This window comes from Occallatibacter sp. FHG110214_02 (assembly GCF_059115385.1).
On sequence record NZ_JBZYWK010000012.1, the window covers coordinates 89,047 to 105,333 of the forward strand.

Here is a 16,287-nt window from a genome sequence, read left to right on the forward strand (position 1 = left end):
TCCTTCTTAATTCACAAATTGGCTGGGGGAGTTTTTGTGCAGTGAAATTCCATGCTCGGTGCTCTCCTGCGATTCATTCATTCTGGAAAGCTGCCTGGAAGCCGTGCTTACCAGCACAGCCAGTTGCTGAAATGCTGCCGGTTCGAGATTGATGGTGACGGGGCCAATGGTCACATGAACCGCGTTGCATTCGCACAGGCGTATCCGCCCAAGCCCCGGACATTCAGCAAGAACCTTATTGATGCTGCACATAACTCCCTCGTAGTCGGTTATTCGTGTGGAAAGGTATACCGCAGACCAACGCGAAAAGTTCTTCCGTAATCGGTACGGTCATAGGTAGGTGTGCTGCTGGAAAGCAAGCTATCCCGGCTGTTGCCGAGGTTTTCAATTGCGCCATAAGCCTGCAAGCCACGATGAATGTCTTTAGCGCCGTACACGTTCCAGATTGCGTATGCTTCTTCATGCTCGGCAGGAGTTGGAGTAATCAAGTAGCGGCCAAAGAAGTTGCCGCGGATATTCGCGACAAGTCCCAAACGTTTCGAGAAATATTCCGTGCGAAAATAGCCGGAGTTGCGGCTTCGCTCAGTGAGCGTCTGCTTGTCGGTAACATCGTAAGGGTCGAGATAAGCGTAGAAACCATCGACACGCAGATTCCGGTTCAGCAGCATGCTTCCCTTGAGATTGATGCCCTGCGTATAAGCCTGATCGACATTCGTATAAACAAAGGTCATCAGTCCGGGCTCTGCGCCAAAGGATTGCGGAACGCCATACTGCGCAAGCAGAGCCTCTAACTGCTCCTCATCCATCGGAACGCCCGCGAAGATGTAATTAATCAAGTGGTTCAGATTATTCCGATAGAGCGTAGCACCAAAGCTATATCGATTCGCCTGGTAGTCTCCGCCAACAGACCAACTTTCGCTGCGTTCAGGCTCAAGATTCGGGTTGCCGATAACCTGGTACCCATATTCAGGATGAAGCAACAAGTAGTAAAGCTCTCCAATGGTCGGTGAGCGAAAGCCCTTGCCGAACGCGCTGCGCACGGTCCAGTGGTCGTTGATGCGATATACAAGCCCCACCTTGGGAACAACATGGCTGCCATACAGCGAATGATGATTAAAACGCCCGCCCAGGTTGACGATGAGCTTCTTCCATTGCACGCGGTCCTGCAGCCACGCATCATCCGTCGTGATTTGCTGCCCATTATCATCGCCGACAATACGGTTCAGCCCTCGATAAGAGTCCTGAACCCACTCATCACCGCCCTGCAGAAACTGCCATGAGCCAATCTGTTGTGAAACAGTAGCGTCAGCACGGTGATAGCGCTCGTAGAGATTGCCATAATCAAACTCTGCCCCGCGGCTATTATCTGCATTGATAGGATTGGAATAAGAGTTCGAGTCATAACGCGACTCATACAAGCGCGCCTGTATCGCAGTAGTTGAAGTTGGAAGAAAATCGCCCACCAGCGCATGGGTTTGCGTGCTGTCGGTGCTGGCCGCATAGTCATAACCGGATGCAGCAGTTCCCGTATAATCGGCGCTCTTTCCATTCGACTCGTTATGGTAAGCATCTCCCGTATATGCGATAGAAGCACGCGGATTGAAAGCATAGCGCAGCTTTATAAACCCGTCATAACGCTGATTGTTTGCGCCGATGGTGCTTTCATCGCCGGGAACCAGCGAGTATGAATCGATGCGATGCAGTTCCAGATCAGTAAATGCAGTCAGATTCTTCCATTTACTGCCAAGGTCAAGGTCGCCATCCACCACGCCAAGGTTGCCCCCAGAAATGCGAAGAGCGCCTTCAAACGGATGCGTCGGCTCATGCGTAATCATGTTGATGACTCCGCCAATCGCGTCAGTTCCATAGAGCGAAGACGCAGCCCCGCGCACCACCTCTACACGGTCAAGCCGTCCAATATCCTGCTGATCCAGGTCAATGATGCCGCTGTTGATGCCGCGCGCTCCCACAATGGGCAGGCCATCCTGCAATACCAGCACATCCTGTGAAGCAACGCCGTCAATCATCTCCTGCGACGAGCCGGAGTAAGAAGCATTGTTGCGCGTGACCACGCCCGGTATCTCACTCAGCACATCGGCTACGCTCTCAAATCCCGTGCGTTCGATGCGCTGTTTTGTCGCAACATCAACAGGCTGCGGAGAATCCTGCTGCAGTTCTTCAACACGCGAACCAGAAACGACAGTAGCAGTCTGTTGCACAGAAGCAACCGCAAGAGAAACGGCAAGATTACTGACAGGATGGCCGGTCGAAACTGTAACCGCGCGTGTCTGTCCGGCAAAACCAGGCGCCGAAGCTGTCAGCACATATTCGCCCGATTCAATTTTCGCGAAAGCATATTCACCACCTGCTCCGCTCTCTGTTGTTTGCGCAACTCCGCTAAGAGTATTGCGCAGAGTGATTGCCGCATGGGATACAGCATTGCCACCAGGGTCAAGAACACGGCCTGCAACACTCCCGGTTTGAGCGTTGAGCAGACTGGAAATAAGAAACACAAGTGCCACAACGGTTATTCGCATAGCCTCGCCTCTTAAGCAGGTGCGACGACGCAAGGCTTGAAGCGAGCGCCGTCCGGTAATCGATCTCCACACTGCAACAGCGCTTCGCCAAAAGACTCCGCTGCAATGCCTTCGCATATAGGACTAATTTAGTCCGTGTTATTTATAACACTAATCCCGCTCGCCAGATCAGGCAAGTAAAATTCTGGAATTTCGGTGTCAATGTTTGCCTTGCGCCTTTCTTTTAGAACAGATAGAAGGCCACGAGAGTCCCCACAAAATCCCCCACAGCGCTGATCCCCTACAACCACCATTGCATATGATTCTGTTGGCAGGGCAATCCATCCCGGGGGGCCGATATTGCTGCATCGGCGACTAGCTGCAAATCCGTCACCGCATATATTCGGTTGACGCAATCAGGGCAAGGCTCTCAGGGAATAAAACCGCGCAGCGTACTGGCTAACTTCCCAAAAGCGCGTTTACCGTTACCTGTTTGCTCCAGAGTGCGAAAATCTCGTCGGAAGGTCGATGAATATATGGCAGATATCAGCCGTGAACAGCCTAAGCAATCGTGCCAAACAGACTAAGCTCAGCGAGCGCAATCGAAACCGGCGAATCTGTAATACGTAGCCGCATTTCTCGCACTGCAACGGGTTGCGGCAAACGGATGAGTCTGCACGCGCCGATACTGGTGCCGTTTGCAATCTCTTTCCAACTACCATCCTGCCGCGCATCCACTGCAAATGCCCCTATGCGCTGCCCCAGTTGAATGGCCTCGCGCAGCCGAATCACGCCAACCTGCTGCACAGCACCAAGATTGATTACCAGCTCCGGTGTCGTTATGCCATCATCAGTAGCCCAATAGGTCGCTGCATTCCCGTCCACAAGGTGCATTGCACTGAACGAGTGACTCTTTCCGCGCACATTCGAGGGCTCAAACCGTGCTCCAGCAGCAAGATTCTGCGCGAAAAGTTTCTCCAGCTTCTCGTGAAACTCGCGAAGAGACGCTGCGTCCTCCGACTCAATACGTCCTTTACGATTCGGCGGAACATTCAAGAGAAAGCTTGCGCCTCGACCAACTGACTTGAAGTAAAGATCCAGCAATGCATCCGGGCTCTTCACCTTCGAGTTTTCGCTCTCATGCCAGAACCACCCCGGCCGGATCGAAACATCACACTCTGCCGGCTTCCATATCGAGCCACCGCGCACGCCGTGCTGCAGCAGGCGCATTCCGCCACCTTCAGAATCCGCCTTATCCTGGATCAAATTCTTCTCAGCATCGAACGTCGCCCAGCACGGATCGCCAGCAACGCCACCTTCATTCCCCACCCAGCGAACATTTCCCGCCGCACCGAAGACTACTGCGCCAGGCTGCAATTGGTGAACAATTGCAAGCGTCTTGTCCCATTCGTAATAGCCATCAGGAATGGAACGCTTCTCCTTTGCGCCGCCGTAGTAGCCATCGCCGCCATTGGCGCCGTCGAACCATACCTCAAAAATTGTCCCGTAGTTTGTGAGCAACTCGCGCACCTGCTCATGGTGCATCGGCGGATACTCGGGTGTCCCATACTTGCCAGTCGAACGGTCCCACGGCGAAACGTATATGCCAAACTTCAGTCCCTCGCGCCGCGCAGCATCTGAGATATCCCGGACCACATCGCCCTTGCCATCGCGCCATTTGCTGTTCCGAATGCAATGCTCCGTCGTCTTTGTTGGCCAGAGACAAAACCCGTCATGATGCTTGCAGGTAAGGATGACGCCCTTCATTCCGCCAGCCTTCAGGTCGCGTACGATTGCATCTGCGTCAAATTCCGTAGGATTAAAAATATTGGGATCCTCATCGCCATCCCCCCACTCTTTATCTGTAAACGTGTTTACCGTGAAATGCAGAAACGCATAAGTCTCCATCTGGTGCCATGCAAGTTGCGTGCTTGAAGGCGTTGCTCCATACACAGCAGGCGCCGGCGTTGTATCCAATCCCACAAAGCATGTGCCCGCCGCAGCACCAAGAAAATCCCGGCGTGAAAGAGAAATCATCTTTAACCCTTCAGCGCGCCACGAATTCGGCTGCGCATAATGCTATTTCCAGTCACTTTGTTTCTTAAGCCCCTTGATAAAGACTCCCGGAACGCACGGATCCTCTGCCATGACATGTTAGAAGGCCGCTTGCGTTCCGGGAAGTGGAGGCGCAGGAGACATTGCGCACCTCAAAACCGTTGCCCATCGTGAATGTGAGGCCACTACTCCTCCCGCGCCTGGTTATTCCCCTTTTTTGCTGCCCATTGAGACATATAAAGACATCTCGGCCCGTGTATATCTGACCGTATTTCCATAGGGATCACATAGGCAATCCGACATTCGAGCACAAAGATCAGGTGCAATTTTTCCGCTTATATATGCGCTTTATGAGTCAGTTGAAGATGGTGCATATGTGCCATATGGCCGAGCAGCCACTCACTCCAGCTCACCGCCGACGCGTGTTGCAACCGCTCATCGCATTACGGGCGTTCGAGATTGGATAGGTCAATCAAACCCCGCATTGCCGGTCAAACGTTTGTGGTGGAGAGACACATTGCCATCTGGCTGAATCGGAGATTGGGAGTGAAACTCCAATACATCGGAGTGTATTGAAAGAACCCACCCAATTTCAGATAGAAAATCGTAGACTATTCGAAAGTCATGAGCTGAACATAAGGCCCTTGTTCAAAGGTTGTGTTTGGCGTGTTCCGTTGAGTAAGACTAGGATCGAAGACCGCTATGCCGCGGATGGAGAGAAATGCCAGTTGAAGAAATAGAGGGAATGGCGCACACTCGCCTCGACATCGGGGATAGAAAAAGAGCCCTTGTACGCTTTCTCTTGATATGGCACGCTTTCACTCTTATCACTTGTGGTCTGCTCTTTGGAAAGACCGAAGCGCACAGTGCACCAACAATCGAGTATCGAACAGCGGAGTCTATCCTTTCGCTTTCCTATGACGAAGCAGCCAAGGGTGGTTTCGCCGAACTTAGAGGCATAGTTACACTTTCAAGCCCGGTGGGATTCGTTCTGCAAGATGATACTGCCGGGATATGGGTGGAAGACCATCACAATCATCTTTCTGTCGGCGACGTAGTCACACTGCGCGGCCCCGTAGGCCCGGGCTCATATAGCCCGCAGATGGAGGCGCCGGCCATTCGGCTCAACGGACATGCAAGCCTTCCACATCCGAAGGATGTGTCCTTTATGCAGTTGAGTGACGGGCGGGAAGATGCGCAATACGTAGCGGTCGAAGGCGTCATTCGCGCAGTTACGCAGAGAGATGATGCCCTGACCACCGTTCCAATTGACGGCACACTGCTTATGGTTGACATGCCAGGGGGACGCGTCGATGTCGCGCTGCCAACGCAATCTTACAAGGCTGCCGTTAGATTAATTGGTGCAAAGGTTCGGATCAGCGCCACTGCACTCGCCCGCAAGAACGATGACAGGCAGGCAACGGGCGTCGTGTTAATCGCTCCAGGAATCGAGAGTCTGACAGTCCTGCAAGCGGGACCGGGCGACCTCTTCAATACGCGAATGGTCCCCATTGGCTCACTCTTGCAGTACAGATCAGGCACTGATTTTTTTCAGCGCGTTCGGATACAGGGAACCGTGACCTACTATGAGCGAGGTCAGCGCTTCATCCTGCAAGACCGTTCCCGCGCAATAGTTGCGTATCCTGCAAATTCCCAACCGCTGCAAATTGGCGACCATATTGAAGCCGTGGGATTCCTCGAACCCGATGCACCCGGTCCGGTCTTGCGCGATGCTGTGGTACGACGCCTTGCAAATGGGCTCCCGCCCGCACCGATGCCAGTGAATCTACAAATGGCTCTTAAAAGCAACTATCGATCATGCCTGGTTTCGATGCGTCTTCGATTGGTACGTGTCATCAAGGAGCCTGCGCGAACATTATTCTTGCTCGAATCCGGTCATACCTTGACTTCTGCCGAGTTGGCAGCCAACATCGTAATACCCGCATGGCTGCAGCCTGGAAGTGAACTGAAGCTGACAGGCATTAACATGCTGACAGTCGATGAAGGCATGGGGTATCTCAATTATCTGGATACTAAAGTCCACTCGGTCTTGTTGCTTCGTTCGCTGGACGACGTCACTCTCGTTTCTCCTGCGACCTGGTGGACCCCTGCTCGTCTCCTCTCTCTCACCATCGTTCTTGGAGTGCTCTTAGCTGTCTTCCTTATTCTCCTTATCTACATTCAACTCAGGCATTGGAAAACAAAGTTGACCTTACGAGAGCGTGAGAGGCTGGCGCGCGACGTGCATGATACTTTGGCGCAAAGTTTTGCCGGGGTCGGATTTCAACTTCAGGTAATTCGCCGTGCAATTACAGCCGGTGATCCCGGTCTACTGCACCATGTTGATACAGCGAGAGAGTTGGTGCAGTTCAGCCATAGAGAGGCAAGGAAGAGCCTGGCACCGGCCATCTCTCAAGAATCTGTTGGCGCTGACTTATTGGCCTCTCTGCACGAAAATGCACAAGCGCTCGTCAAGGGTGGTGAGATTGAAATTGAAGCGAACTCAGCAGGCTCAATCCGCACAATCCCGCGCCACGCGAACGAAGAGCTGTTTCGTATCGGCCAGGAAGCCATCGCGAACGCTATTCGACACGCAAATCCAACACAGCTTGCTATCAGTGTCGAATATGAAGAACACCTGGTTCGACTTAAAATTATGGACAACGGGAAGGGCTTTGTAATGCGCGGAGATTTATTAGGGTTTGGTATTCGCGGAATGCGCAAGAGGGCTTCTGAGATCAATGCACAATTCGATCTTGTAAGTGTGCCCGGCACTGGAACCACCGTCGCTGTCACTGCCCCGATCCAGAGCCGGAAGAACTTCTTTTTTCTCCTTAACGCCAAAGAAGTGTTTTTGAAATCAGCCGGAGGACGCTGACGCGATGAAATCAACGAACATGAATCCAGTCCGTGTTTTGATTGTCGACGATCATCCAGTCATGTGTTCTGGGTTGTCGAATATGTTAGGAATGCATGAGAACATCTCGGTGATAGGAAGCGCTGGGAGCGGTTCCGAGGCCTTGAAAATCATAAGCCGGGAGCATCCGGATCTAGTTCTCTTAGATCTTCGTATGCCCGGAATCGATGGTATATCCGTTTTGCAGGAACTGCAGAATATCCCTAATTCCCCTAAAGTCGTCGTGTTGACGAGCTACGCGGAGGACGAACTGATCTACCGGGCTATTAAGGCCGGAGCTTGGGGATATCTGCGCAAGGACACATCGGAGGATGAGTTGGTAGCAGCTATTACTGCCGTTCATGCCGGCAGGCGCTACATTCCTGTTGATATCTCCTCAAGGCTTGTAGAACGGATGACAAGGTCAGATCTAACGCCTCGCGAGCTACAAACTTTAGAGCTCCTGGCAGAGGGTTATACCAATAAGCAAATCGCTGCTGCTCTTCATTTGAGCGACTACACAGTTCGGCATTATGTCATTAACATCATGGAGAAATTGCAGGCTCCGGATCGAACTGGAGCGGTAGCATCCGCATTTCGAAGCGGCCTTCTCCAACGCCTTGACCGTTAATAGCGCAACTATTCTTCCGCTCCCTGATTGTCAGGGCAAGCGCAAGCAAGCCCCCGCCCTGCGACACTATCAGCAGAGCGAAGGCCATGTCTCCCATCCCAACTTTCCTCGCAGAGGGAAACGAACGCGTCGATATCGAAAATCCCCACGCCCGTTTCCGCATTCAAAACTCGCAGCCGTCAGGGCCGCCAATCAAGAATCGGCTTATCGGAAAAGCTGAGTGTCCTGCCCGGCTGCCCATCGAGATCGAAGATAACAATCCGGTTGCGCCCCTTCTTTAGGAACGGCGCAGGCAGATACAGTGCCCCCTGTGGACCGATCTTCCAGAAGCGGCCCAGCGGTACGCCGTTCACCCACACCATTCCTTTGCCCAATGCACGCGTATCGAGAAACGTGTCCGCAGGCTGATCCACATCCAGCGTTGCCTCGTAGAAACACACACCTTCGCACGGCTTGGCCACAAAGTGCAGCTTATCCGTGCGCTTCATCGGCAGGGAATAAATAAACCATTGTGCCAGTGGTTTGCCTGCCAGCGTAACACCATGCGTAATGCCCGCCCATTCCTTCGTAAACTGCGGCCCGTAGTTTACGCGTCCCGTGTTTTCAACAAGAATCTCCAGCCGAGCGCCGTCATGCGGCACCGTCAGCTGCAGTGAATCCTGCAGCAACCGCCGGTCCAGCGTTCCGATGAGCTTGCCATCCAGGTACACCTGCGCATAGCTGTGCAACTCGTCGAGCTTTAACTTGCCCGACTGCGTCGCGTCCACGCTCGTCCGGTAAAGAATGTAACCATAACTCTGCCCGAAGGTCTCCATCGGCTGCACACTGTCAGACTTGATAGCCTTCGGCAGCGCGTCACTCAAAGCAACCGACCTCGTCAACGCAACCGGAGCATACGCTTGAGCTGCAATCGGCGCGGGCGGGGCCGGCGGCTGCATCCCGGTAGCCTTCGCAATCACGTCGCGAAAGAGAAAATACTTCGGCGTCAGCGCGCCGTTTTCACTCACAGGCGCGTCATAGTCGTAGCTCGTAACATCCGGTTGATACCTTTTGCCATCTGTGTTCGCGCCGTTCATCCAGCCAAAGTTGGTGCCGCCGTGAAGCAGATAAATGTTCACCGAGTAGCCTCTCTCCAGCATCCACTTCAGCTCATCCGCCTCTTCCTTTGCGCTCATCGTATGATGATGCTCACCCCAGTGATCAAACCATCCGGCCCAGTATTCGCCGCACATACGCGGCCCCGAGGGGCGCAGCTTTTCGAGCTTCGCAAACTCACCCTTCGCAGTGCCTGTGGCAAAGTTAATCACCGCCGGCAGCTCCGGCAATGCACCATCCTGCAGCTTATCCGCGCCATCAGCCGTGTACAGCATCGACTTCGTAAATCCCGCATCGATCAGCACATGGTGAATCTTCTCCATGTAGTCATGGTCTTTGCCAAACGAACCATACTCGTTCTCCACCTGCGTTGCGATGATCGGGCCGCCGTTGCCGCTCTGCAGCGGAGCCAGTTCCTGCCCCAGCCTGTGCAGCCAGCGCGTCGCAGGCTCCAAAAAGGCTGGATCGGATGTGCGCACCTTGATGTCAGGATCCTTCAACAACCACGCCGGGTAACCGCCAAACTCCCACTCCGCGCAAACATAAGGTCCGGGACGCAGAATGACATACAGCCCTTCCTGCTGCGCCTCGCGGATAAACTCCGCCACATCGTTCTGCCCGCTAAAGTCGTACTTGCCGGGCTCGGCCTCATGCTCGTTCCAGAAGACGTACGTATCAATCGTATTGAGCCCCATCGCCTTCGCCTTCTTCAGGCGATCATGCCAGTAAGCGCGCGGCACGCGTGCATAGTGAATTGCGCCGGAGATAATCTGGAAGCGTTTGCCATCCAACTCAAAGTGATCGCCCACCGCACGAAGAATGTGGTCCTGCGTCTGAGCACATAACGTCGCAGCCCCTGCAAAGAGAATAAGAAAAGCCAGAAAAGTCGAAGAAAATTGCTTCACTGCTTGTGACGCCTCCCGCGTCAGCACCTCAAACGGCGCAATTGGAAAAGTATGTGGTTCACCCGTACGCCGGTAGCACGTGGATCAAGAAAGGAAACGTCTCAGAGCCTAGCCGAAGGTAGACAGAGCGCATTCAAGATTGAGAAGCGCGTTATATGGAGTGGCTGAAGCAGCCTTGGGCGCAACCCGGACAGCCTGTGAGCTATTTTCCTGGCCCAATGCACTGTCGCCACGAAGAGCCGCACCGAGAAGCTGCTTAGGACGAATGCGCCCTGCACTGCTTCGCAAGAAATCTCTTATGGAGCGGCAAATTGCAGATGAGGAAGTAATATCTTTCCAATACATAGAGCGAGTACTCCCTGCCTGCCCGTGGCGCCCGTCGGCTCTCTCATAACAAGGCACGACAGCAATCGCTGTCGTGCCTCGAAGTTGGCATTTCGTTTGTGTTAGAAGGTAAGACGGCCTGCCACCTGGATCGTACGCGCATCCGGAAGAATGCGACTGAAACGCGTGGATCCAATATGTCCTGCAGTAGTACTAGTGATCGAGTTGCTCGGGTCTCCGAAGGATGGGTGATTGAAGACATTGAACCCGTCAGCACGTAATTCAAATGCCGTGTGATGGAACTCCAGCGGAAACGTCTTAAACAGGGACAAGTCAAGACGGTTGAACCCGGGTCCTGCGACCGTGACGCGGCCTCCACCATAGGGCAGTGAACCTGCCTGCGCGAGAGGAACGTAGTTTTCATTCAGAGTTGTGGCCGTACCAGGAAGAATGGCGACAGGAGCCTGCGAGAAAGCACAGGGGTTGAACCAGTGCTCCAGAGTCTTCACTTTCGTGGCGCATGAGACATTATGTTGCGTAATCGCATTCGGCGTTCCACCCGTTGCAAACGGATTACCGGTCTTGAACAGGCCACCAAAAGCGATAGGGGTACCGGTCTGCGCCTGGAAAATCCCGGAGAGCCTCCAGCCGCCAAGCGTCTGGTCGATAACGCCGCCATGGTTCAGGAACTTCTTTCCCTGGCCAAAGGGCAACTCATATGTGGACGACAAGGTGAAGCGATTGCGAACATCTGTAACGCTTGCGCCATAATTGAACCGCAGCCCCAGGAAGTTGTAATTGCTGGCGCCTTGGCCTTCATTGCCTTGAATTGGTTGGGCAGCATCATCCAGACTATGCGACCACGTATAACCCGCAAGGAAGTAGAGGCCGTTTGACATTCTCCTCTCAATCTTGGTCTGAAGCGAGCTGTAATTGCCTATGCCCTCGTTCGTCATGCGATTGATTGTGCCAATGTCATAGAAGGGCTGATAAAGCTGACTATTCGCACCCTGCGGAATGACGCCAGGATATTGATTGCCTGCAACCGTTGTAAGCAGATGGCGGCTCACATTGCCTTGATAGCTGATGGTGAAGCTAGTGCTGGACGTGATGCTTTGCTGCAAGCTCAGGTTATAGGATTCCGTGTACGTGCTCTTGGCATTGTAGTCATGTTGGAAGAGCGTGGGCAGTTGCGCATTGGCAGCCAGTGCCGCCGCGCTGGTAGCTGCAGCGCCAAATCCAGTTTCAAGCGTTTGTCCATTGGTGGGACAAACAACTCCCGTAGTCGCCGTGTTGTAGCACTGGTTAGGTGCGGGAATGTAAGAGCTGGTGATGAAGAAGGGCGGATTGTTGAATAAGTTCTCTCCGAGCCCATAATTCTCTTGACCGCCGTAAAAGAAACCGAAGCCGCCGCGCAGAACGATTCTTGCCGTTGGCTGATAGGCGAAACCTACGCGCGGAGCAAATTCGTGATGATCTGGATTCAAGAGAGATCGGTTCGACGTGTATTGGATCGTGACATTGTCCTTGGCAAAGGCCTGGGCCATGACTGCGGGAATGGGGTAACCGCTCTGCGACCGCGGAATCAGCAACGTGCCGGTTCCCTGGTTCATACCGAGATAGTTGCCGATGAAATTCGCCTGCATATCATTCAGCTCAACGAAAGGCTGCGTGTACTCCCAGCGAAGGCCGAGATTCAGGGTGAGGTTGGAGCTAATCTTGTAATCATCCTGAATGAAAGCAGCGTCGTAGTAGCGGAGATCGGTGTACGGCGAAACACTGTTGAGGCCTGAGGAGTTCATCGAATCGAGAAGAAAATCCGCGACTCCCGATCCCGTCACAGCGCCGGATAAATCACCGGGATCTCCGGTGTAGGTTCCACTGTAGCTCTGCGAACCAGTTGGATTCGGAGTCTGCAGCCCGTGGAAACGCGCGTGCTGAATATTCACACCGACTTTAACCGTGTGCTTGCCGACGGTTTTCGTGACGTTATCAATAAACTCAATCACATTCTGCAGCTCATCGGATGGCATGTAACTGGGAATGCCAACGCCATTGATATCACCGCCGAAGTTAATATCGGGGAAGCCGCCAAGATCCGGGCCATAGGGAATACCGCCAAGACCATACTGCGCTGCAATGTTGGTCTGGCTTCCTACCTGCAAATAAGATGCATGCAGCCAGTTGTAACCGACACGGAACTCGTTAACCAAGGTAGGGGAAAAGAAATGGGTTTCACTGACGACGCCGCTCTTGGAGTAGTTCGAGTTTTGGCCATCGCTTCCGAAACCGCCACCATCAAGAATCGGGAAAGGCGGAGCATACGTTGTTGGGTTGTTGGAGTAGCTATAGCGTCCAAAGGCTTGATCCTTCGACGATGGATTGAAATCGGCACGGATATCGTACTGAGTGGTGTTGTTGGTCGTCGAGGTCGCAGGAATCGTGTAGTTTTGGAAGGTCTGGTGCGCCGCGCCCTGGTTAGGCTCGGGGAATAACTTAAGAATCCCCTTGGCAATGGAATTGACATTCGCGGGACAGATAACATTCTGCCCTGAAATTCCCGTCTGGTAAACAGCCGTCGTCGTTGGACAGGAAAGATATCGAGAAGGATCTTTCGCCGCCTCGGCGCCTCCGATTGTCGAAGTCACGTTACCGCCGGTCTGGTAGAGCGTTATGGCGCCCAATCCAGTCGTGTTGGCCGGGTCCAGCAACTCGGAAAAGTCGCCATTACGCATCGCATCCGTTGGCACAGTATTATTCGGCTGCTCAGGACTGAACTGCGAAATCCGGGTCCCTTGTCCGTCGGCAAAAATAAAGAGCTTGTTTTTGAGAATTGGTCCGCCGAGCGTCGCTCCGAAAACGTTGCTGTGGTAAGCAGTCGATCCCGATGTATTGAAATAATCGTTGGCCGTCATGCGATCGTTGCGCAGATATTCCCATAGACTGCCATGAATCGAGTTTGTTCCCGACTTAATAGAGGCATTAACAGCTGCGCCGGTGCCACGCCCCAGCTCAGCACTGTAATCGCTCGACTGCACCTTGAACTCCTGCAATGCGTCAGGCGGAGGCAGTACCGCATAAGTAGCGCCATTGAGAAAATCCTGCATGTTCGAATTGTTGTCAACGCCATCAAGAACGAAATCGTTCTGCGAGGCTCGGCTACCGTTCGACGAGAAAGCGCCTGAACCAGAGGTCTGGGAATTTCCCTGGTTTGGTGGGTTAACACCAGTTGTTATCTGCGCAAGAAACGTGTAGTTCCGGTTTGCCAGCGGTGCATCATTCAACTGCTCCGTCGTAAACACCTGCCCAGTGGAGGCATCTTCTGTCTGCAGTTCCGCGTCGTCCGCCTTAACCTGCACAACCTCACTCACCGCCCCCGGATTAAGCTTGATATTCAGGCGAATAAAACTACTGACATCAACCTGGATATGATTCCGTTCGGCAGTCTGGAAGCCTGGCGCCGTAACTTTCAGGGTGTAGTCGCCAATCTTGATGGGCGCAATGGTGTACTGCCCCGCACCGTTCGTTGTTGCACTCAATGTCAGATTAGTCGCCGTATTGGTCGCCGTAACCACAGCGCCTTGAACAACAGCACCGGTAGGGTCGGCGATTGTCCCCGAAATACTTCCCTGGTCCACCTGGGCATGCAGCAAACCAGCGAGCAGAAACATCATGAACACTAGCGTCAAGCCAGAACAGCGCTTGGCAATCTGAGAACAGCGACACAATTTGTACGTATACTCTTTCAGTCCCACAAGGCCTCCTTGCGTCGCAGACGGAGCAGTTAAACTGGAACTAATTACGGTGCGCACACTTTTGAGAGAGCGCTTATTCGTAAATAAGTGAAGGAAAACACTGAATCAGTCTGCGTTTAGCTGACAGTATTTCCATCAAGGCAGAGCAGGCAATCCGACATGTTATCGCAAAGATTTGGCACAAATTACCTGGCTTTCGGTACATCATATTAATCATTTCAATATGGTTAATATGTGCCATTTGCGACTGCGCCGTTCGCTTCCGCCAACTGCCTGCGCTTGTTCAAATCGACTCTATACTTACTTCGATTCTGGATTGACGAATGCGTCCACGGAAGCAATCAATCGGACAATTCACGGCTTGATCACGACCAGCCGAGAGCTCAAGTATGAGGTTCTCCGTGCCAGGATCTTGTACACGACAGCCCCTAGCTACTTTGTTGAAGAGAGATATATATGCCACGTTTTCAGTCCAGACTTCGGCGTGGCAGCAAAGAAGCTGGAGCAGAACATGGCGAAAATGGGCTTCGATGAGGCAGAGGCACAGCAGTATATCGAAGTGGAGCAGCGGCCCGATTTGCCAAAACGAGCACGCGATTGACTAAGCTTTCACGCCAAAAACGCCATACTCGGGAAGCTCGGCGACGATTACAAGGATTTGCTGAGCGATTAGGTGCTGCGCACTGCAACCTTCTCCAAGGCAACTGAGGCGCAATACATACATTGTTTGAGTACCAGGGCTTGTAATGGAGGAACCACGGTTATTGTCGTGACTTAGGAATGATCCTACAGATTTCCCCATAGCTGCAGCATGACAGCCAATTCTGATCGCGTATCTTGCGCTGCAATGTAAGCTATTGATTCTAATAATGGTCGGGACGGGCAGATTTGAACTGCCGACCCCTCGCACCCCAAGCGAGTGCTCTACCAGGCTGAGCCACGTCCCGACACAGTCAAGCCGGCTCGGACGAGCCGGCTCATGGGGTCTACTTCATTCAGTCTACACCATTGGTACAGTTTCGGGGCGGATTTCCTGTCCCGATTCCTGCGCCACTACTGCGAGGGGGGAACAAACTCCTGCGGCAGGGCAGAGCCTTCTCCAAAGAAGAACTCCTCCATCTGCTCAACGAGAAACTGCTGGGCCTGCGGAGTCCACGGCTGCAGGCGATACTCGTTCAGCAGCATCTTTTGACGCTCAACCCACTCTCCCCATGCCGCCTTGGAGACGTTCTTGTAAATCTTCTGGCCAAACTCCGAGTCGAAGGGCGGCTCGTCGAGCCCCTCCATCTCCTTCTTGTTGCGAACGCAAAAAACCATGTGCGCCATTCGTAAAATTTCTCCTTGGATATTGTATTGGATGCGCCGGAAATCGCGGAGAACCAAGCCGCAAATGCCGAAAACGGTCGTCCGAAGTACGGATTGGCAGGGTAAGTCTCCAAAAATACTCTTGACAACGGGTGCTATTCACGATTTTCTGATGGCGTTCAACAATTTGCGCATTCTTTCGCGTGTGTTGGCAGCCTGTAACGGATTCCACGCTGCAGGCACCATATAGGCTACAGCCCGGCAGCCGTACCCCAGCATGGGGATGGCAGCAACTTCCTCTGCAACAGCCTTCGATGAGAGAGTCCCGGATGGCTCTAACCAGACCGGCTCCGCGTTGTTTCCCCATATGCCGCTGATTGCAGAGCCCGTCGTCCTGCGCACGCAGTTTTACCCCTTTTTACGGAGAACGAAATGACAGACCAGGCGCCCTTTACCCCCACTAGCCAGGCCGGGCTGAGCGACAATGCAGCCGGCGGATTGGCTTACATCACTTTCATCCCAGCAATCATTTTCCTGATACTGGAGCCCTATAATCGAAGCTCCTTCATCCGCTTTCACGCGTGGCAGTCGTTGCTGCTCTCCGCCTGCACGTTCGTCATCAACATTGCGCTCTCCATCCTGGGGCGGATTCCCTTTATTATGTTCGTTGACCTGTTTCTCTATCCGCTGGTGTGGCTGGGATTTTTCATCCTGTGGCTCATTGTGATGATTAACGCCTTCAACGGTAAGAAGTTCAAAGTGCCCGTGCTCGGCGATATTGCAGAAAGGCAAGCCGGCTCATAGG

At 53.2% G+C, this 16,287-nt stretch carries 10 protein-coding genes and 1 tRNA gene; 4 read left to right on the forward strand and 7 right to left on the reverse strand.

What is annotated here, in order from left to right; translation table 11 throughout:
- Positions 1-6 precede the first annotated feature (6 nt).
- The 3 genes from AC5S3R_RS12565 to AC5S3R_RS12575 form a co-directional block, all read right to left on the reverse strand.
- Positions 7-252, reverse strand: coding sequence for a hypothetical protein (locus tag AC5S3R_RS12565; protein WP_494267386.1), 246 nt, complete (start codon positions 250-252; stop codon positions 7-9).
- Between the two features lie 17 nt (positions 253-269).
- Positions 270-2,537 (reverse strand): TonB-dependent receptor, encoded by a 2,268-nt coding sequence (locus tag AC5S3R_RS12570; RefSeq protein WP_494267387.1) that lies wholly within the window; start codon positions 2,535-2,537, stop codon positions 270-272.
- 540 nt (positions 2,538-3,077) lie between these two features.
- The gene (locus AC5S3R_RS12575; protein ID WP_494267388.1) at positions 3,078-4,553 is read right to left on the reverse strand and encodes an alpha-L-fucosidase; all 1,476 of its coding nucleotides are present in this window, start codon (positions 4,551-4,553) and stop codon (positions 3,078-3,080) included.
- 739 nt (positions 4,554-5,292) lie between these two features.
- Between AC5S3R_RS12575 and AC5S3R_RS12580 the strand changes: the two genes are divergently transcribed.
- Complete coding sequence (locus tag AC5S3R_RS12580; RefSeq protein ID WP_494267389.1) at positions 5,293-7,449, forward strand: sensor histidine kinase; 2,157 nt, start codon at positions 5,293-5,295, stop codon at positions 7,447-7,449.
- A 4-nt stretch (positions 7,450-7,453) separates the two neighbouring features.
- Positions 7,454-8,098 (forward strand): response regulator transcription factor, encoded by a 645-nt coding sequence (locus AC5S3R_RS12585; RefSeq protein WP_494267390.1) that lies wholly within the window; start codon positions 7,454-7,456, stop codon positions 8,096-8,098.
- 179 nt (positions 8,099-8,277) lie between these two features.
- Here the strand turns inward: AC5S3R_RS12585 and AC5S3R_RS12590 are convergent, their stop codons facing one another.
- The gene (locus AC5S3R_RS12590) at positions 8,278-10,098 is read right to left on the reverse strand and encodes a glycoside hydrolase family 35 protein (RefSeq protein ID WP_494267391.1); all 1,821 of its coding nucleotides are present in this window, start codon (positions 10,096-10,098) and stop codon (positions 8,278-8,280) included.
- A 446-nt stretch (positions 10,099-10,544) separates the two neighbouring features.
- Positions 10,545-14,096, reverse strand: coding sequence for a TonB-dependent receptor (locus AC5S3R_RS12595; protein ID WP_494267392.1), 3,552 nt, complete (start codon positions 14,094-14,096; stop codon positions 10,545-10,547).
- 256 nt (positions 14,097-14,352) lie between these two features.
- Between AC5S3R_RS12595 and AC5S3R_RS12600 the strand changes: the two genes are divergently transcribed.
- Positions 14,353-14,778 (forward strand): hypothetical protein, encoded by a 426-nt coding sequence (locus AC5S3R_RS12600; RefSeq protein WP_494267393.1) that lies wholly within the window; start codon positions 14,353-14,355, stop codon positions 14,776-14,778.
- 269 nt (positions 14,779-15,047) lie between these two features.
- Here the strand turns inward: AC5S3R_RS12600 and AC5S3R_RS12605 are convergent.
- Both AC5S3R_RS12605 and AC5S3R_RS12610 read right to left on the reverse strand, forming a co-directional pair.
- A tRNA-Pro gene (locus tag AC5S3R_RS12605) sits at positions 15,048-15,124 on the reverse strand.
- Between the two features lie 106 nt (positions 15,125-15,230).
- Positions 15,231-15,503, reverse strand: a complete 273-nt coding sequence (locus AC5S3R_RS12610) for an oxidative damage protection protein (RefSeq protein ID WP_494267394.1) — start codon at positions 15,501-15,503, stop codon at positions 15,231-15,233.
- A 411-nt stretch (positions 15,504-15,914) separates the two neighbouring features.
- Between AC5S3R_RS12610 and AC5S3R_RS12615 the strand changes: the two genes are divergently transcribed.
- Complete coding sequence (locus AC5S3R_RS12615; protein WP_494267395.1) at positions 15,915-16,286, forward strand: DUF4870 domain-containing protein; 372 nt, start codon at positions 15,915-15,917, stop codon at positions 16,284-16,286.
- Position 16,287 lies beyond the last annotated feature (1 nt).